The organism is Kitasatospora sp. NPDC001095 (assembly GCF_053598615.1).
Genome location: NZ_JBSFKQ010000005.1, coordinates 137353 through 154907, shown reverse-complemented (window position 1 = coordinate 154907; position 17555 = coordinate 137353). Strand labels below are relative to the sequence as shown.

Annotated in this window: 14 protein-coding genes; 9 read left to right on the top strand and 5 right to left on the bottom strand. The window is 75.5% G+C overall.

The annotated features are described in order from the left end of the window. Window positions 1–11: 11 nt before the first annotated feature. The 4 genes from ACWDBB_RS07380 (at window position 12) to ACWDBB_RS07365 (ending at window position 5321) form a co-directional block, all read left to right on the top strand. Window positions 12–1043, top strand: coding sequence for a GNAT family N-acetyltransferase (locus ACWDBB_RS07380; RefSeq protein ID WP_449788640.1), 1032 nt, complete (start codon window positions 12–14; stop codon window positions 1041–1043). Further along, window positions 1036–1830 (top strand): aminotransferase class IV, encoded by a 795-nt coding sequence (locus ACWDBB_RS07375; protein WP_449788639.1) that lies wholly within the window; start codon window positions 1036–1038, stop codon window positions 1828–1830. The genes ACWDBB_RS07380 and ACWDBB_RS07375 overlap by 8 nt, the downstream gene beginning before the upstream one ends. A 105-nt stretch (window positions 1831–1935) precedes the next feature. Then, complete coding sequence (locus tag ACWDBB_RS07370) at window positions 1936–2799, top strand: ABC transporter ATP-binding protein (protein ID WP_449788638.1); 864 nt, start codon at window positions 1936–1938, stop codon at window positions 2797–2799. Continuing rightward, window positions 2796–5321 carry an FtsX-like permease family protein gene (locus tag ACWDBB_RS07365; protein ID WP_449788637.1) on the top strand — a complete coding sequence of 842 codons (2526 nt, stop codon included), beginning with the start codon at window positions 2796–2798 and terminating at the stop codon, window positions 5319–5321. The genes ACWDBB_RS07370 and ACWDBB_RS07365 overlap by 4 nt, the downstream gene beginning before the upstream one ends. Before the next feature lie 362 nt (window positions 5322–5683). Here ACWDBB_RS07365 and ACWDBB_RS07360 read toward each other — a convergent pair whose 3' ends face one another. From ACWDBB_RS07360 to ACWDBB_RS07350, 3 genes are all read right to left on the bottom strand, one after another. Further along, window positions 5684–6850, bottom strand: a complete 1167-nt coding sequence (locus ACWDBB_RS07360) for a Cmx/CmrA family chloramphenicol efflux MFS transporter (RefSeq protein ID WP_449788636.1) — start codon at window positions 6848–6850, stop codon at window positions 5684–5686. 461 nt (window positions 6851–7311) lie between these two features. Next, the gene (locus tag ACWDBB_RS07355; protein WP_449788635.1) at window positions 7312–8220 is read right to left on the bottom strand and encodes a diacylglycerol kinase; all 909 of its coding nucleotides are present in this window, start codon (window positions 8218–8220) and stop codon (window positions 7312–7314) included. Continuing rightward, complete coding sequence (locus ACWDBB_RS07350) at window positions 8217–9785, bottom strand: FAD-binding oxidoreductase (RefSeq protein ID WP_449788634.1); 1569 nt, start codon at window positions 9783–9785, stop codon at window positions 8217–8219. Before ACWDBB_RS07350 ends, ACWDBB_RS07355 begins: the two co-directional genes overlap by 4 nt. 74 nt (window positions 9786–9859) lie before the next feature. Between ACWDBB_RS07350 and ACWDBB_RS07345 the strand changes: the two genes are divergently transcribed. Beyond that, entirely contained in the window at window positions 9860–10462 is a 603-nt protein-coding gene (locus ACWDBB_RS07345) for a TetR/AcrR family transcriptional regulator (protein WP_449788633.1), read from the top strand. Beyond that, the gene (locus ACWDBB_RS07340) at window positions 10459–12042 is read left to right on the top strand and encodes a glycerol-3-phosphate dehydrogenase/oxidase (RefSeq protein ID WP_449788632.1); all 1584 of its coding nucleotides are present in this window, start codon (window positions 10459–10461) and stop codon (window positions 12040–12042) included. The genes ACWDBB_RS07345 and ACWDBB_RS07340 overlap by 4 nt, the downstream gene beginning before the upstream one ends. Window positions 12043–12183: 141 nt before the next feature. On the opposite strand, the gene ACWDBB_RS07335 is transcribed toward ACWDBB_RS07340, so the two are convergent. Then, complete coding sequence (locus ACWDBB_RS07335) at window positions 12184–12477, bottom strand: hypothetical protein (RefSeq protein ID WP_449788631.1); 294 nt, start codon at window positions 12475–12477, stop codon at window positions 12184–12186. Window positions 12478–12663: 186 nt separating this feature from the next. Between ACWDBB_RS07335 and ACWDBB_RS07330 the strand changes: the two genes are divergently transcribed. Both ACWDBB_RS07330 and ACWDBB_RS07325 read left to right on the top strand, forming a co-directional pair. Further along, window positions 12664–13080 (top strand): hypothetical protein, encoded by a 417-nt coding sequence (locus ACWDBB_RS07330; protein WP_449788630.1) that lies wholly within the window; start codon window positions 12664–12666, stop codon window positions 13078–13080. 136 nt (window positions 13081–13216) lie between these two features. Next, complete coding sequence (locus ACWDBB_RS07325; RefSeq protein ID WP_049650185.1) at window positions 13217–13792, top strand: TerD family protein; 576 nt, start codon at window positions 13217–13219, stop codon at window positions 13790–13792. A 45-nt stretch (window positions 13793–13837) separates the two neighbouring features. Here ACWDBB_RS07325 and ACWDBB_RS07320 read toward each other — a convergent pair whose 3' ends face one another. Then, complete coding sequence (locus ACWDBB_RS07320) at window positions 13838–15061, bottom strand: FAD binding domain-containing protein (protein WP_449788629.1); 1224 nt, start codon at window positions 15059–15061, stop codon at window positions 13838–13840. Window positions 15062–15283: 222 nt separating this feature from the next. Between ACWDBB_RS07320 and ACWDBB_RS07315 the strand changes: the two genes are divergently transcribed. After that, entirely contained in the window at window positions 15284–17326 is a 2043-nt protein-coding gene (locus ACWDBB_RS07315; protein WP_449788628.1) for an oxidoreductase, read from the top strand. The last annotated feature ends 229 nt before the right edge of the window (window positions 17327–17555 follow it).

Genomic DNA, 17555 nt, shown 5'->3' with positions numbered 1-17555 from the left:
ATCCTCGCCGTGTGCTGAGGTCGTGGGATGCGGCGGTGGAGCGGGCGCAGGACCGGCTGGCGGCGGGGCCGCGGCTGCGGGCGGCCGGTCCGGGGGAGGAACGGCGGTTCGCGCTCTGGGACTTGGCGTCCCTGGTGGAGGGCGGGCTGGGCGAGCTGGTGGACCCGGACGGGCTGGCGCCGCAGGCGGAACGCGGGTGGCGGGAGCGGCTGGGGGAGAGCGGGCGGGAGTGGCCCGGCGGCGAGCTGTACCGGCGCCGCTACTGGATCCAGGGCGACGGCGGCACGGTCGTCGGTACCGTCGCGGTGGACAACTGGACGAAGGGCCCGAGCCAGCTCGCCGTCTCCTCCCTCTACGTGACCCCGGAGGCGCGCGGCCGCGGCCTGGCCGCCGCCGCGCTGGACGAGGTGTACGCGGCGGCCACCGCCGAGGGCCTGCCCGGGTTCCGGCTGGAGGCGCACTGGGCCTGGCAGCCGGCGGTCCGCTACTACCTGCGCCGGGGCCTGTGGGTGGTGGGCTGGAAGCGCTCGCTGTCCTTCGCCCGGATGCCCCAACTCCCCGCGCACCGCGTGCGGGAGGAGGACGGCCGGCTGCTCCTGCTGGTCGAGGACCGGCTGCGCGGCTGGGTGCCGATACTGGCCGCCGGGCAGGAGGGCCGCTGGCTGCGGCTGGACGAGACGGCGGACTACCGGGGCTGCGACGGCTGGGTGCACGAGTACGCCCGCTCCACGCTCGCCCTGTACCTGGCGCTGGCCGGCCGGCCGCTGGTGCGCGGCCCGCAGTGGTGGGCGGAGGCGTGGCGCTGGTCGGACGCCGGGGAGCCGGAGGGCCTGGCGTACCGGATCGAGGAGTTCGAACGGTTGGCCAGGGCGGCGGGACGGCCGGTGGCGAGCCCGTACCGCCCGGTGCCGCTGCCGGAGTCCCCGCTGCCGGAATCCCGTCTCCCGGAGCCCCCGCTGCCGGAGCAGGCCTCGCCCGGGCGGGCGGCGCCGGAGCAGGTCCCGCCGGTTTCCTCGCGGCTGGCAGACTCGGGGGATGGCTGAGATCGAGATCGACGGCGCCCCCGCCGACCCGGCGCGGCTGGCCGCGCTGGGGCTGCTCAACTACGGGCACTTCACCACCCTGCGCGCCGAGGCGGGCCGGGTGCGCGGTCTGGCGCTGCACCTGGACCGGCTGGTCCGGGACTGCCGGCTGCTGTTCGGCACCGAACTGGACCGGGCGGTCGTGCGGGAGCGGATCGGTGCGGTGCTGCCGGCCGACGGCGCGCCGGTGATCGTCCGCGTCACCGTGTACGACCCGGCGCTCGGCCTGGAGCGCCCCGCCGCCCCGGCCGCACCCGCCCTGCTGGTGACCACCCGCCCGGCCGCGACGTCCGACCCCGCCCCGCTGCGGGTCCGCACCACCCCCTACCGGCGGGAGCTGCCGGAGGTGAAGCACGTCGGCCTGTTCGGCCTGGTGCACCACCGCCGGCAGGCCCAACTGGCGGGCTTCGACGACGTGTTGCTGGTCGACGAGGGCGGCCTGGTGGTCGAGGGCGCGACCTGGAACGTCGGCTTCCTGGCCGGGGACGAGCTGGTCTGGCCGCAGGGCCCCAGCCTGCCCGGCGTCACCGAGGCCCTGCTGTCCGCCGCGTACCGCGGCCCGCAGTCCCGCGCGCAGCTGCCCGCCGACGCGCTGGCCCGCTTCACCGCCGCCTTCGCGGTCAACGCGGGCGCCGGGGTGCGTCCGCTGGCGGCCGTGGACGGCACCGCCTTCGACCCCGCGCACCCGGTGCTCGCCGAGCTGCGAGCCTCCTACCTGGGGATTCCCGGCGAACGGGTGGGGGGATAACCCCACCTCAGGTCCGCCGGTGGCCTGCATGGTCCGCGGAGCCCGCGCTTCCTAGGTTTGAGCGCGTTGACGACGAGCGACGCAGAACCGAAGGAAGGCCCACCCATGGCACGCCGCCAAGACCACCGCAGGACCGACGAGTTCGGAACGGACCGGTACGGCCACGGCCACGGCCACACCGCGGACCGGTTCGGCGGCGCCCCGTACGCCCCGGCCCCGCAGGCGGCCCCCGCGATCGAGCTGCGCGGGGTGCGCCGCGCCTACGGGCGCGGCGAGGAGACGGTGCAGGCGCTGCGCGGCGTCGACCTGGCGCTCGCCCACGGAAGCTTCACCGCGGTGATGGGCCCGTCCGGCTCCGGCAAGTCCACCTTCCTCCAGTGCGCGGCGGGCCTGGACCGCCCGGACGCCGGGCAGGTCCTGCTGGGCGGCGAGGACATCACCGCGCTCGGCGAGAACCGGCTGACCAAGCTGCGCCGCAGCCGGATCGGCTTCGTCTTCCAGTCCTTCAACCTGCTGCCCTCGCTGACCGTCGAGCAGAACGTGCTGCTCCCGCAGCGCCTCGCCGGGGAGCGCCAGGACCGCGCCCGGGCGCGGGAGCTGCTGGCACGGGTGGGCCTCGGCGAGCACGCCGGGCGGCGGCCCGGCCAGCTCTCCGGCGGCCAGCAGCAGCGGGTGGCGATCGCCCGCGCGCTGATCACCCGCCCGGACGTGGTGTTCGCCGACGAGCCGACCGGCGCGCTGGACACCCGGACCGCGCACGAGGTGCTGTCCCTGCTGCGGCAGGCCGTGGACTCGCTCGGCGCGACGGTGGTGATGGTGACCCACGACCCGGTGGCGGCCTCCTTCGCCGACCGGGCGCTGTTCCTGGCCGGCGGCGCGATCGTCGACGACCTGCCGCACCCGACCCCGCAGGCCGTCGCGGACCGGATGGTCGCGCTGACCGCCCGCCCGGTGGGAGCGGCGGCATGACGAACGGACTCGCGCGCGCCTCGGTGCGCTTCCGGCCCGCGTCCTTCGCGGGCACCCTGGTCGCCCTGCTGCTGGGCGCCGCCGTGGTGGTCGCCTGCGGAGTGCTGTTGCAGACCGGCCTGACCGCGAGCCTCGCGCCGACCCGGTACGCGGCCGCCCCGGTGGTGGTCGCGGCCGAGCAGACCGTGAAGTTCCAGCGGAAGATCGGCGAGGACACCGAGACCGAGGGGCAGGCCGTCCCGGAGCGGGCCCGGACGGACGCCGCGCTGGTCGCCCGGCTGGCCGCCCTGCCCGGGGTCGCGGCCGCCCGCCCGGACACCGCCTTCCCGCTGCCCGCCACCGACCGGGCGCCGGCCCTGACCGGCCGGGGCTTCGCCGCGCTCGGCATCGCCGGGCCGGGCGACAAGCTGGTCGAGGGCCGCGCCCCCGGCGCGAACGAGGTGGTGTTGGACGCCGACACGGCGCACGCCGCCCATCTCGTGCCCGGCGCGAGCCTCACGCTCACCGCGCCCGGCGGCACCGCGGACTACCGGGTCTCCGGCCTGGCCGCCGCCCAGCAGGCCGGCCCCACCGCCTGGTTCGCCGACGCCACCGCCGACCGCCTCTCCGGCCACCCCGGCCGGATCGACGCCGTCGCCGTACAGCCCCGCGAGGGCGTCACCACCGCCGCGCTCGCCGCGCAGGTCCGCCAGGCCGTCGGCGGCGACGCCAGGACCTTCACCGGGCACGACCGGAGCGCCGTCGAGCACCCCGCCCTCGGCGACGCCCGCACCATGCTGATCGCGCTCGGCGGCACCTTCGGCGGCTACGCCACCATGACCGCGGTCTTCGTGGTGATGAGCACCGTCGCCCTCGCCACCGGCCAGCGCGCCCGCGAGTTCGCCCTGCTGCGCGCCATCGGCGCCACCCCGCGCCAGATCCGCCGCACCATCGCCGCCGAGGCGATGCTGGTCGCACCGCTCGCAGCGGTCCTCGGCGTCCTGCCCGGACTCGCCCTCGCCCGCTGGTGGTTCGGCCAGCTGGTCGAGCGCGGCGCCGTCCCCGCGGACGTCCGCCTGGACGTCGGTCCGCTGCCGGTGCTCGCCGCCGTCCTGGTCTGCACCCTCGCCGCGCTGACCGCCGGCTTCCTGGCCGCCCGCCGGCCGTCTCGGATGCGGGCCGCCCAGGCGCTCGGCGAGGCCGCCGCCGAGCCGCCCCGCCCGGGCCGGGTGCGCACCGTCCTCGGGCTGGTCTTCGTCGCCGGTGGCGTCGCGGCTGCCGCCGTCGCCACCTCCCTGGACGGCGCCAAGGCCGCCCAGACCGCGATCGGCGTGGTGATGTGCTTCATGCTGGCCGTCGCCCTGCTCGGCCCCTGGCTGGCCCGCGCCGCCGCCGTGGTGCTCGGCGCCCCGCTGCGCGCCGGCGGCGCGCCCGGCTCGCTGGCCGCCGACAACACCCGCGCCAACGCCCGCCGGCTGGCCTCCGCGATCACCCCGATCGTGCTGGTCACCGCCTTCTGCGGCACCCTGCTGATCCTCCAGAGCACCGTGCGCCACACCACCGGCGAGAACGTCCGGGCCGGTGTCACCGCCGACCACGTGATCGCCTCCACCGGCCCCGGCCTGCCCGCCGGGACGGCCGAGCGGGCCGCCCGGGTGCCCGGCGTGGACACCGCCGTCGGCGTGCTGCGCACCGGAGTCGTCTTCGAGAACCTCGGCCAGCCGGGCTCCGCCCCCGTGCTCGGCGTCGACGGCGACCCGGCCCGGCTGCCGAAGGTGCTCGACCTGGGCGTGCGCAGCGGCTCGCTCGCCGACCTCGGCCGCGCCCCCGACACCATCGCGCTGAGCGCCACCATGGCCGACGCGTTCGGCGCCGGGGTCGGCGACCGGGTGAAGCTCTGGCTCGGCGACGGCACCGCCGTGCGGCCCGCCGTGGTGGCGGTGTACGACCGTGGGCTCGGCGTCGGCCAGGCGCTGCTGCCCCGGGCCGCGGTGGCCACGCACGTCACCACCGGGTACGACAGCCAGGTGCTGGTCGCCGACGCGCCGGGCGCCGACCCCGCGGCGGTGACCGCCGGACTGGGCGCCCTGACCGGGGTCACCGTGACCGACCGGGCCGGTTTCGTCGCCCAGGCCGACAGGGGCCTGGAGCTCAGCGGCTGGGCCAACACCGTGATGGCCGCCGTGCTCGGCGGGTTCGCCGCCGTCAGCGCCGCGAACACCCTGGTGATGACGGTGCTGGACCGGCGCCGTGAGGTCGCGCTGCTGCGACTGGCCGGCACCACCCGGCGCCAGGTGCGCGGCATGATGCGCTGGGAGGCGCTGCTGGTCGCCTCGGCCGGGCTGGCGGTCGGCGCGGCGATCGCCGGGATCACCCTGGTGCCGGTCACCCGGGGCGTCGCCAACTCCGCCCCGTACGTGCCGCCGATGCTCGCCCTGCCGCTGGCCGCCGGAGCCGTGCTGCTCTGCCTCGCGGCGACCGGGGTGCCGGTCCGGGCGCTGCTGCGGACCCGGCCGGCGACGCTGGGCACGGCACGCCAGTAGCGGCGGAGCGGAAGCGGGACGCGGTGAGAGGGGTGCGCTCGAGGACGACTCGGGCGCACCCCTCGTTCGGGCGAGGGCGACGGCCCGAGTGGGTGGCAGACGAAACCACCGGAAGAGCCAACGGGCCCTATTCGGGCTGATCGTGACGTCCGATCAGTTGGTACCACGACCGCCGGATGGGCTTCACCGGTCCTGCCGTCTGGCGCGGACTGGCCGGCTTCCACCTCGGGCACGACGACGAGGAGGCCGCGCTGCCGCTGCCGCGCGGTGAGCGGGACCTGGGCCGCCCCGGCCGCCGGAGTGCCACAGGGCGTGCCGTGCCCCGCGGCACTCGCGTTCCGGCGCCGCCGGACTGCGGCTCCTCAGCCGACCGGCGGCCGTGCCGTCGCGACCAGCAGCGCCGTGGCGACCAGCAGGCCGGCGGCGTAGTACGGCCCGAGGCCGCCGGCCGCGGTGCCGAGGGTCGCGGCGGCGAGCAGCGGGCCGGCGGTGGCCCCGAGGTTGAGCGCGGCGGTGGCGTAGGCGCCCGCCAGGGTGGGGGCGTCGGCCGCCTCGTACAGCACCCGCGTGATCAGCGTGCCGCCGACCGCGAAGGACAGCGCGCCCAGCAGGAACACCAGCGGCAGCAGCGCGCCGGGTACGTCCGCCAGGACGGCGAGCACGGGCCAGCCCGCGAGCAGCAGCGGGCCGCCGACGGCGAGGAGCCGGCCGGGGTGCCGGTCCGCGAGCCGTCCGGCGACGGTGACCCCGGCGAACGACCCGGCGCCGAACAGCACCAGGGCGACCGGCACCCACGGCTCGCCCAGTCCGGCGGGGCCGGTCACCACGGGAGCGAGGAAGGTGAAACAGCCGAAGGTCGCCGCGTTCACCAGCGCGGCGACCAGCATCGCGCGTCGCAGCCGCGGGCGGCGCAGCTCGGCGAGCTCCGTGCGCAGCGCGAGGGCCGGGGGCGCGCTCGGGGTCGGGATCAGGGGTGCCGAAGTGACCGTCGGCGGAAGGTACGCGGCGATGCCGGCGGCGGCCGGAAGGCAGAGCAGGGTGACGGCCCAGAACGTGGCCCGCCACCCGAACAGCGCGCCCAGCGCCGCCCCGCCGGGGACGCCGGCCACCGTCGCCACCGTCGTTCCCGACAGCAGCACGGCGATCGCCCGCCCCTTGCGGTCCGCCGGGACCAGCGCGGCGACGGTGGTCAGGGCCACCGCCAGGAACCCGGCGTTGGCGAGCGCGGCCACCACCCGGGTGGCGAACAGCACCGGGAAGCTCGCGGTGAGCGCCCCGACGGCGTGTGCCGCCGCGAAGGCCAGGACGAACCCGAGCAGGCTGCCGCGACCCGACCGGTTGCGGACGAGCACGGCCATCAGGGGCGCGCCGACCGCCATCCCGACCGCGAAGGCCGAGGTCAGCCCGCCGGCGGTGCCGACGGGGACGCCGAGGTCGGCGGCGAGGTCGGGCAACAGCCCGGCGAGCATGAACTCCGAGGTGCCCATGGCGAACACCGCCAGGGCGAGCAGGTAGAGCGGAAGAGGCATGGAGAGGCTCCGAGGAGGGCGGTGGGAACGAGGAACGGACGTCTCGTCACCGCACGCTCAGCCCCCGGACGGCGCGGACGTGGCGCTCGCCCGGACCGGAACTCGGTGGTTCGGTTCGGGGGTGGCGGGTTTCAGGGGGCTGACGGCGTGTGACCGAAAGCCCCCACCTTGGATGCCTCAGGGCTCGACATGCCCGCAGGCTACCCGACCGTCCGCTGTCGGAGCACCCGGTTCCGACCCACCAGGGCGGCGTGAAGAAGATCGAAGAAGATCATCGCCGCGCTGGACTCCCGCGGCGTCCTGTCCGTCGCCGGCCGGGCGTTCACCAACCAGCAGAACCTGACCCACTGGCGGTACCGGGGCTCCGCGCACTCACCGGAGTGCGCGGACCCTCCGCCGTTCGCCGTTCGCCGTGCGTCGTTCGCCGACCCGGCCGCCGTCGGGCGGCGCCGGTCACCGGCTCACGGCACCAGCACCCGCAGGGCGTCCTTCGCCACCGCGACGTCCACCGGGAGCGAGGTGATGAACTCCCCGTCGGCGTAGGCGGTGATGCCGGGCGACTCGATCCGCAGGGACTCGGTGCGCAGCGTGGTGACCTCCGGGTGGCTGATGTGGGTGCCCTTGAAGAGCGTCGGGAAGAAGCGGGCGATGCGCAGCCGCGGCATGGCGTCGACGAGGGTGACGTCGAGCAGCCCGTCGTCGGGCAGGGCGGCGGGGCAGATCAGCATGCCGCCGCCGTAGCTGCGGGTGTTGCCTACGGCGGCCAGCGTCAGGTCGCGTTCGATGACGGTGCCGTCGGCGAGGGTGATCCGGAACGGCAGCGGGCGCAGGTTGGCGAACTCGACGGCGATGGCGAGGTTGTAGCGCATCCGGCCGCGCGGCCAGCGCAGCCGGTTGGCGCGGTCGCTGACGAGCGAGTCGAAGCCGGTGGCGAGGACGGAGCCGTACCAGCGGACGGCGCCGTCCGGGCCGGTGACCCGGCCGAGGTCGATGCCGCGGGTGCGCCCGGCGGCGATGACGTCGGCGGCGGCTTCGGGGGCGCCGAGCGGCAGCCCGTACTCACGGGCGTGGTCGTTGCCGGTGCCGGCGGGTATCACGCCGAGTGGCACGGGGGTGCCGGCCAGGGCCTGGAGGGCGAGGTTGATCATGCCGTCGCCGCCGACCACGGCCACCGCGTCCACCCCGTCGGCCGCCGCCTCGCGGGCGAGGCGGACGGCGTCCTCGGGGGAGCGCCCGGCGTGCGGCTCGACCTCGACGCCGAGGGCCCGCAGCCGGGCGGTGGCCCGGTGGGCGGCGGGCTCGGCATGGCCGACGCCCGCCGCCGGGTTGGTGAGAACGGCGACCCTGCGGACGGTTCTCACCCCGTTCACGGGATCAACTTGCCCGGGTTGAGGATGCCCGCCGGGTCGAGTTCGGCCTTGACGGCGCGCAGGATGCGCACGCCGAGATCGCCGACCTCCTCGGTCATCCAGGGCCGGTGGTCGGCGCCGACGGCGTGGTGGTGGCTGATGGTGCCGCCCGCGCCGATGATGGCGTCCCCGGCGGCGCGCTTGGCGACGCCCCAGCGGGTCAGCGGCTCCTCGCCGAGCGCGGCGACGACGGTGAAGTAGAGCGAGGCGCCGGTCGGGTAGACGTGCGAGATGTGGCAGAGCACGAGGGCGCCGGGCAGGGCCCCGGTGAGCGCCTCGGTGACGGCGGTGCGCAGGGCCGGCAGCCGGCTCCAGCTCGTCGCGGTCTCCAGGGTCTCGCACAGCGCGCCCGCGCTGAGCAGGGAGTCGCGCAGGTAGGGGGCGTTGAACCGGCCGTGCTCCCAGGCCCGGGCCGGGGCCTCGCCGAGCGAGGTGCCGCCGGCGGCGAGCAGGGCGTCGCGGGTGAGCTGCTGCCGGGCGGCGACCTGGGTGGCGCTGCCCTCGAAGACGGTGACGGCCAGGCAGCCGCTGACCGCCGGGGCGCCGCCGATCTGCTCGGTCATCGCCAGGTTGATCATGGTCTCGGCCTCGTCGGAGAGCCGGATCACGGTCGGGCCGGTGCCCTGCTGCTCGACGGCGCGCAGCGCGGCCGCCCCGGTGGCGAAGTCGGGGAAGCTCCACGCCTCGTACGCCTTGACGGCGGGCAGCGGGTGAACCCGCAGCCGGACGGCGGTGATCACGCCGAGGGTGCCCTCGGAGCCGAGGAAGAGCTGGCGCAGGTCGGGGCCTGCGGCGGAGGCGGGGGCGCGGCCGAGGTCGAGCACGCCGGCGGGGGTGACGACGCGCAGGCCGCGCACCATCTCGTCGAAGCGTCCGTACCCGGCGGAGTCCTGGCCGGAGGAGCGGGTGGCCGCGAAGCCGCCGATGGTGGCGTAGCGGAAGCTCTGCGGGTAGTGACCGAGCTCCCAGCCGCGTTCGGCGAGCAGCGCCTCCGCGGCCGGGCCGGTGAGGCCCGCGCCGAGGACGGCCTCGCCGGAGGTCTCGTCCAGGTCGAGCAGCCGGTCGAAGCGGCGCAGGTCGAGCGAGACGACGGCGTCGAGGCCGCCGCGCTCGGGGTCGAGGCCGCCGACCACGCTGGTGCCGCCGCCGAACGGGACGACGGCGATGCGGAGTTCGGCGCACACCGCGAGGACGGCGGCGACCTCCTGCTCGTCGCCGGGCAGCACGACCGCGTCGGGCGCGTCCTGCGCCTCGCGGCTGCGGCGGCGCAGCAGGTCCGGGGTGGACTTGCCGCCGGCGCGCGGCAGCCGGTCGGCGTCGGCGGCGCTGACGTTGGCCTCGCCGACGGCGGCGGCCAGGGCGGCGAGGGCTTCGGCGGAGAGCCGGGACGGGCGCAGCACGACCTCGTCGGCGCTCGGCCCGGGGGTGGCATCGCCGGTCACCCCGAGGGCCGCGGCGAGCAGTCCCTTGATGTCGGCGGACAGCTCCTTGGCCAGGGCCGGGTCGCCCCAGGCGTCCCACTTCATCGGGGGGAGCGGAAGTGCGGCGCCGGCCGGTCCCGCTTGCGTTTCAGGTGCCATGCGTTACAGTTTCACACATCATGTCAAGTAGTAACGCCGAGCCTCAGCCCCCGGCCGCCGGGGAGCGCAGCACCGACGACGCGATCCTGGACGCCGCCGCCGACCTGATCGTCCACCTCGGCGTGCGCCGCACCCAGCTGGCCGAGATCGCCCGCCGCGCCGGGGTCAGCCGCCCGACCGTCTACCGCCGCTGGCCCGACGTCCGGGCGGTGATCGGCGCACTGCTCACCCGGGAGATCATGACCACCCTGGAGGGCGCCGGGCTGGACGTCCACGACCGGGAGACCCTCGTCGACCGGGTCGTGGAGATCGCCGTCCGGCTGCGCGACCACCCGGTGCTCGGCGCACTGCTGCACTCCGACGACTCCGACCTGCTCCTCCAGTACGTCGTCGAGCGGCTCGGCGCCAGCCAGCGCGGCCTGCTGGAGGCACTGCGCACCGGCATCGAGCAGGGCCAGGAGCACGGCTCGATCCGGGCCGGCGAGCCGCTCGAACTGGCCGCCATGGTCCTGCTGATCGCCCAGTCCACCGTCCAGTCGCACCGCATGGTCGCCTCCCTGCTGCCCGAGGCGGCCTGGCGGCGCGAACTGGCCAGAGCACTGAACGGATACCTCGCTCCATGACCCCCACCGCAGGCCCGTACGCCGGGACCTCCCGACTCGACGCCGCACGCCGCACGCTGGAGCTCGAAGCGCTCGCTGACGGCCCCCGGATCGACCTCCTGGTCATCGGCGGCGGCGTCACCGGTGCCGGCGTGGCCCTGGACGCGGCCTCACGCGGCCTGCGCACGGTGCTGGTCGAGGCCCGCGACCTGGCCTTCGGCACGAGCCGCTGGAGCTCCAAGCTGGTGCACGGCGGCCTGCGCTACCTCGCCTCCGGGCGGATCAAGGTGGCCAGGGAGAGCGCCGTCGAGCGCGGCGTGCTGATGACCCGCACCGCCCCGCACCTGATCCGGGCGCTGCCCCAACTGGTGCCGCTGCTCCCCGACCTGCTGCGCCCCGGCCAGGCCACGCTGATCCGCACCGGCTTCCACGCCGGGGACGCGCTGCGCCTGACGGCCGGCACCCCGGGCGCGCTGCTGCCGCGGGTGCGCCGGATCGACGCCGACCGGACCCGCCGGCTGGTGCCGGGCGTGCGGACGGACGGGCTGCGCGGCGCGCTGGTGGCGCACGACGGCCAACTCGTGGACGACGCCCGACTGGTGGTCGCCCTGGCCAGGACCGCCGCGCAGTACGGGGCGAGCGTGCTGACCAGGGTGCGCGCCGAGCAGGTCACCGGCACCTCGGCCCGGCTGGTCGACACCCTCACCGGGCAGGAACTGGCCGTCCGGGCCGGCGCGGTGGTCAACGCCACCGGCGTCTGGGCGGGCGAGGTGGACGCCTCGATCAGGCTCCGGCCCAGCCGGGGCACCCACCTGCTGGTGGACGCGCAGGCGCTCGGCAACCCGACCGCCGCCCTCACCGTCCCGGTGCCCGGCTCCACCAGCCGGTTCGTCTTCGCCCTGCCGCAGCAGCTCGGCCGGGTCGCGATCGGCCTGACCGACGAGGACGCCCCGGGCCCGATCCCGGACGAGCCCCAGCCCACCGAGGCCGAGCTCTCCTTCCTCCTCGACACCGTCAACGCGGCCCTCGAGACCGCTCTGACCAGGGCGGACGTGCGCGGGGCCCACGCCGGGCTGCGCCCGCTGATCGACACCGGGGACGGCAGCACCGCCGACATCTCCCGCGAGCACGCCGTGCTGGAGAACCCGGACGGGGTGGTCACCGTGGTCGGCGGCAAGCTCACCACCTACCGCAAGATGGCCGAGGACGCGGTGGACGCCGCCGTCCGGCTGCGCGGCCTGTCGGCCCGGGCCTGCTGGACGGCCCGGCTGCCGCTGATCGGCGCCCCCGGCCACCGGGACAGCCGCCCGCTGCCCACCGGGGATGGGGGCGCCGGTTCGGTGCCCGCCTCGCTGCTCGCGCGCCACGGTGGTGCGGCCCACGAGGTGCTGGCGGCGGGGGAGTTGACGCCGGTCGCGGAGGGCCTGGACGTGACCCGCGCCGAGATCGCCTACGCCGTCAGCCACGAGGGCGCGCTGGACGTGGCCGACGTGCTCGACCGCCGCACCAGGATCGGGCTGGTCGCGGAGGACGCCGAGCGGGCCTGCAAGACCGTCGAGGAGATCCTCGGAGAGTGCCGCGAGGCGGGTCAGGAGGGCTGAGCGGCCCGGGGGAGGGGCGCGAGGTTCGGCTCGACCCGGCTCGTCCGGGCCCGCTCGTCCGCGAGCGTCCCGGGTCGGTGGCGGCGGACGCCGAGCCAGGTGAGCCGGACGTGCTGAAGCGGGACCGGCGGGCCGTCGGGGTCAGCGGGCCGTGCGCTCGGGCATCGGGTGTTCGGCGCCGGACAGCTCCAGCACGCAGGAGAGCGGGTGCTCGGCCCGGCCGGTGCGCTCCAGCCGCACCGCGAGCGGCTTCGGCGGCTCCTCGGCGACCTGGGTGGCGAGGGTCAGCGGGTAGGTGCCGTGCCCGTGGACGCGGTGGAAGGCGCACTCCTTGCCGTCGACCAGCACCTCGGTCTCGGTGATCCGGCCGGAGCGGATGTTGACGGTCACCGAGTGCCCGCCCTGGTCGAGGTGGAAGCTGTACCGCTGGCGCATCGGGACCTCCGGCGACCGGGCCGCGACGAGGGGGAGCGAGGGGGCGGGGGGAAGATCCGACGAGGGGAAATCCACTGACAGTTTAAGGCCTGTCTTCGAACTCGCGTCTGCGGGGCGCCCGCCCTCCGGGCGGACGAAGGGGGTTGGAGGACAGGCCCAGGGCGGCGGGTCGTTAGGGTGCTCGGCATGCGGAGCACAGCGGGTGGCCTGCGGCCGTACGGGCCGGACGACGAGGTGGCGGAGCACGAGTACGTCCTCGGGCTGTACCGGGTGCCGGTCAAGGTGAGGACGGGGCGGAAGGCCGGCCCGCCGCCGCGGTCCGGGCGGCTGGAGGCGTGGGTGGACGGGGGCGCGCTGCGGGCCGTCCTGCGCCGTCTGGGTGCGCGGGCGCTGCCCACCCTCGCCCGGCACGAGCCGGACCTCGACTTCAGCAGCCGGATCGGGCGGCCGTCGATGGCCGGGCTGGTCCGGGAGGTCGAGCAGGTGGACCTGACCCGGCTCCCGGCCGCCGAGCGCGAGGTGCTGAGCCTGCTGCTGGGCTGGGGCCGCAGGTCGCTGGCCGAGGACGGCGCGCTGCGGATCGAGATCGACGCCGTGCAGTGAGCGTGAGCAGTGAGCAGTGAGCGGTTCCCGTGCGCGACCCGGAGAAATTCCCGGGGCGGGCCCACCCGCAGACGGATTCTCGTGATCTCTACAGTGTTGTAGATTCGTCCACAGGGAGAGATCAGAGGAGGGCATTGTGGGAGTTTCGCTGGCCAAGGGCGGCAACGTCTCGCTGAGCAAGGAGGCGCCCGGCCTGAGCGCCGTGATCGTCGGTCTCGGCTGGGACGTGCGCACCACCACCGGGGCCGACTACGACCTGGACGCCAGTGCGCTGCTGTGCAACGCGCTGGGCAAGGTGGTCTCGGACCAGCACTTCGTCTTCTTCAACAACCTCCGCAGCCCCGAGGGTTCGGTCGAGCACAGCGGCGACAACCTGACCGGCGGCGGGGACGGGGACGACGAGCAGATCAAGGTCGACCTGGACCGCGTCCCGGCCGACGTGGCCAAGGTGGTCTTCCCGGTGTCGATCTACGACGCCGACGCCCGGCTGCAGAACTTCGGCCAGGTGCGCAACGCGTTCATCCGGATCGTCAACCAGGCCAACGGCCTCGAGATCGCGCGCTACGACCTGACCGAGGACGCCTCCACCGAGACCGCGATGGTCTTCGGCGAGCTGTACCGCAACGGCAACGAGTGGAAGTTCCGTGCCATCGGCCAGGGCTACGCCTCCGGCCTGCGCGGCATCGCGACCGACTACGGCGTCAACGTCTGATCGTCCGCGGTGATCTGACGGGGTTTCGACGGCCGCGGCGAGTGCTCAGCCCGTCCGGCCGAGTACGTGGCCGCCGAAACCCCCGCCGCCGGTGAACTGTTGCTGCCACCAGGCGGTCATGGCCGGCTCGTCCATCCCCGACCAGTCCGGCGCCGCGGTGACCTGGGCCCGGCCGAGGGTGCGGCCCAGATCGACCAACTCCCGCCCGGACACCGTCCGTTCGCGGTCGTAGGCGGCCAGCAGGGCCGGCCAGGAGCCGTGCTCCCGTCCGGCCAGCTCGAAGGCGTGGGCGTCCTGCATCGCCTTCACCACGCCGCTGGTGTTGTGCGGGCGCACCACGGTGGCCGCGTCCCCGCCGATCAGCAGCCGGCCGGCCGTGCGGTGCGGGGCCGCCAGGTCGTAGATCGGCTGCAGGAAGGTCCGTTCGCGCGGGGTCAGGGTGACCAGGCCGGCCCAGTACGGCGGCAGGTGTCGCTCGGCGAGCTGCCGCAGTTCGTCCAGCTGTCCGTCGCCGAGGGTGCCCGCCGGGATGCTGGTCGGGCCGTAGAGCCGTAGCCAGGCGGGGGTGGGGGCGTAGAAGACCCAGTTCACCCGGGTGCGGCCGGGCTCGACCCCGGGGATGCGGTAGATCACCACCTGGCCGCCGGGGTAGCAGGCGGTGACGCACTGTTCCTCGGGCCAGGGCGCCGCACCGCCGGGCAGTTCGGCCAGCAGGGCGGAGTCGTAGCTGCCGCGCCAGCACACGTACCCGGCGTACTCGGGCCCGGCCTGTGGGCAGACGGCGGCGCGGACCACCGAGCGGTAGCCGTCGGCGCCGATCACCAGGTCGTACTCCTCGCGGCCGCGACCCGCTTCGGCCCAGGCGCCGTCCCGGCCGTTGCCGACGGCCGTCACGGTGGTGCCCAGCCGGAACTCGACCTGCTCGGGCGTCCGTTCGCGCAGCGCCTGCCAGAGCACGCCCCAGTGGTGGGAGTGGAACGGGAAGGGCTGGGCCCAGAGCAGCCGCCCGCAGCCGTCGGGTCCGTCGCCCTCGCCGACCGCGCCGCGGGTGACCCAGCGGCGGACGGTGAGCCGGTGGCGGCGGGTGTCGGCGTCGAGGTGCCCGGCCCGGACCAGCTCGTCGAAGCGGTCGTTGTGGGTGCACAGCCCCACGCCGCGGTCCTCCGGACGGTCGGGGCTGCGTTCCAGCACCACCACCCGTTCCGCGCCGAGCCGGGCGGCGGCGCCGGCGAAGGCGCTCCCGGCGATGCTGCCCCCGACCACGGCCACCGAGCCACCCCGCACAGTCGCCCCTCTCCCGAGCTCGCGATGCGCCCACCCTGTCCGGGACACGACGATACGCCGCCCGTCCGCTCCGGGTGCCGTGTTCTGCGCCATGCGGAGGGCGCACCGGAGCGGGCTCCAGGCTTTATGCAACTAGTTGCATATCCCGCAGCCCGTCCCCTACTCTGCGGTAACCAACGACCCCCGCCCGCGCCCCAGGAGACGTCGATGAGCGCCCACCCCGGCAGCAGCCGCTACCCGCACCTGCTCAGCCCGCTCGACCTCGGCTTCACCACCCTGCCCAACCGCGTGATCATGGGCTCGATGCACGTCGGCCTGGAGGAGGCCCCCGGCGGCTACGAGCGGATGGCCGCCTTCTACGCCGAGCGGGCCCGCGGCGGCGTCGGCCTGATCGTCACCGGCGGCATCGCCCCCAACGAGGCCGGGCGTCCCTGGGAGGGCGGCGCGATGCTGACCACCGAGGAGGAGGCCGACAAGCACCGGACGGTCACCGACGCGGTGCACGCCGCCGGCGGGAAGATCGCCCTGCAGATCCTGCACTTCGGCCGCTACGCCTACCACCGCGACCTCGTCGCCCCCAGCGCGATCCAGGCCCCGATCAGCCCGTTCACGCCCAACGAGCTCACCGCCGAGCAGGTCGAGCAGACCATCGAGGACTTCGCCCGCTGTGCCGAACTCGCCCGCCGCGCCGGGTACGACGGCGTCGAGATCATGGGCTCCGAGGGCTACCTGATCAACGAGTTCGTCGTCGCCGCCACCAACCACCGCGAGGACGAGTGGGGCGGGGCGTACGAGCAGCGGATGCGCTTCCCGGTGGAGATCGTCCGCCGGGTCCGCGAACGGGTCGGCGAGGACTTCATCATCGTCTACCGGCTCTCCATGCTCGACCTGGTCCCCGGCGGCTCCACCCTGGAGGAGGTCGTGCGGCTCGCCCAGGCCGTCGAGGCCGCCGGGGCGACCATCATCAACAGCGGCATCGGCTGGCACGAGGCCCGCATCCCCACCATCGCCACCTCGGTGCCGCGCGGCGCCTTCGCCTGGGTGACGAAGGAGGTGATGGGGAAGGTCGGCATCCCACTGGTCACCACCAACCGCATCAACACCCCTGAGATCGCCGAGAAGTTGCTCGCCGAGGGCAGTGCCGACCTGGTCTCGATGGCCCGCCCGCTGCTCGCCGACGCCGACTTCGTCGCCAAGGCCAGGGCGGACCGCGCCGAGGCCATCAACACCTGCATCGGCTGCAACCAGGCCTGCCTCGACCACACCTTCAGCCTCCAGATCACCTCCTGCCTGGTCAACCCGCGCGCCTGCCACGAGACCGAACTCATCCTCGGGCCCACGCGGTCGCGCAAGCGGATCGGCGTCGTCGGGGCGGGCCCGGCCGGACTCGCGTTCGCCGTCTCCGCCGCCGAACGCGGCCACGACGTCACGCTGTACGACGCCGCCGAGACGATCGGCGGGCAGCTGAACATCGCCCGGCGCATCCCCGGCAAGGAGGAATTCGACGAGACGCTGCGCTACTTCCGCACCCGGCTGACCGAGTTGGCCGTCACGCTGCGGCTCGGCGCGAGCGTCACCGCCGAGCAGCTGGCCGGGCACGGCCATGACGAGATCGTGCTCGCCACCGGCGTCACCCCGCGAACTCCCGCCGACATCCCGGGAATCGACCACCCCAGCGTGCTCGGCTACCTCGACGTGCTGCGCGACGGCGCGCCGGTCGGCGAGCGGGTCGCCATCCTCGGCGCGGGCGGCATCGGCTTCGACGTGGCCGAGTTCCTCACCGACCCGGGCGACGCGGCGAGCCTCAACCCGCCCGCGTTCCAGGCCAAGTGGGGCATCGACCCGGAGTACCGCGAGCGCGGCGGCCTGCGCGCCCCGGAGCGGCCGAAGCCCCCGCGCAGCGTCCACCTGCTCCAGCGCAAGACCACCAAGGTCGGCGCCGGCCTCGGCAAGACCACCGGCTGGATCCACCGCACCGAACTCAAGCACCGCGGCGTGGTGATGGTCCCCGGTGTCACCTACGAGCTGATCGACGACGCCGGGCTGCACCTCACCGTGGACGGCGAGCGCCAACTCCTGCCCGTGGACACCGTCGTGCTCTGCACCGGCCAGGAGCCGCGCCGCGACCTGTACGAGGCGCTGCGCGAGCGCGGCCTGTCGGTGCACCTGATCGGCGGCGCGGACGTGGCCGCCGAACTGGACGCCAAGCGCGCCATCAAGCAGGGCACCGAGCTGGCCGCCTCGCTCTGAGGCCCCGCGCCCCCCGGGCCCGGACGACTCGCGCGGGCCGGCGCAACCGGCTGTTCCTGAACCTGATCGCGGTGGGCACCGTGGTCGTCAGTGCGCTCAAGATCGCCACCGGGGAGGGGATCGACTCCGCGTTGGTGGCCCTGCTGGTCGCCGCCGTGGGCCTGATCCTCGTGCTGCCCCGGCTCCAGGCGAGCCAGTTCGACCGGCTGGCCGCCGACAAGGGCGAGTA

Bases quoted from the DNA above. Each gene is read 5' to 3' on its own strand.
- ACWDBB_RS07375 (WP_449788639.1), top strand. From the start codon at position 1,036: ATGGCTGAGATCGAGATCGACGGCGCCCCCGCCGACCCGGCGCGGCTG.
- ACWDBB_RS07370 (WP_449788638.1), top strand. From the start codon at position 1,936: ATGGCACGCCGCCAAGACCACCGCAGGACCGACGAGTTCGGAACGGAC.
- ACWDBB_RS07365 (WP_449788637.1), top strand. From the start codon at position 2,796: ATGACGAACGGACTCGCGCGCGCCTCGGTGCGCTTCCGGCCCGCGTCC.
- ACWDBB_RS07360 (WP_449788636.1), bottom strand. From the start codon at position 6,850: ATGCCTCTTCCGCTCTACCTGCTCGCCCTGGCGGTGTTCGCCATGGGC.
- ACWDBB_RS07350 (WP_449788634.1), bottom strand. From the start codon at position 9,785: ATGAAGTGGGACGCCTGGGGCGACCCGGCCCTGGCCAAGGAGCTGTCC.
- ACWDBB_RS07345 (WP_449788633.1), top strand. From the start codon at position 9,860: ATGTCAAGTAGTAACGCCGAGCCTCAGCCCCCGGCCGCCGGGGAGCGC.
- ACWDBB_RS07340 (WP_449788632.1), top strand. From the start codon at position 10,459: ATGACCCCCACCGCAGGCCCGTACGCCGGGACCTCCCGACTCGACGCC.
- ACWDBB_RS07335 (WP_449788631.1), bottom strand. From the start codon at position 12,477: ATGCGCCAGCGGTACAGCTTCCACCTCGACCAGGGCGGGCACTCGGTG.
- ACWDBB_RS07330 (WP_449788630.1), top strand. From the start codon at position 12,664: ATGCGGAGCACAGCGGGTGGCCTGCGGCCGTACGGGCCGGACGACGAG.
- ACWDBB_RS07315 (WP_449788628.1), top strand. From the start codon at position 15,284: ATGAGCGCCCACCCCGGCAGCAGCCGCTACCCGCACCTGCTCAGCCCG.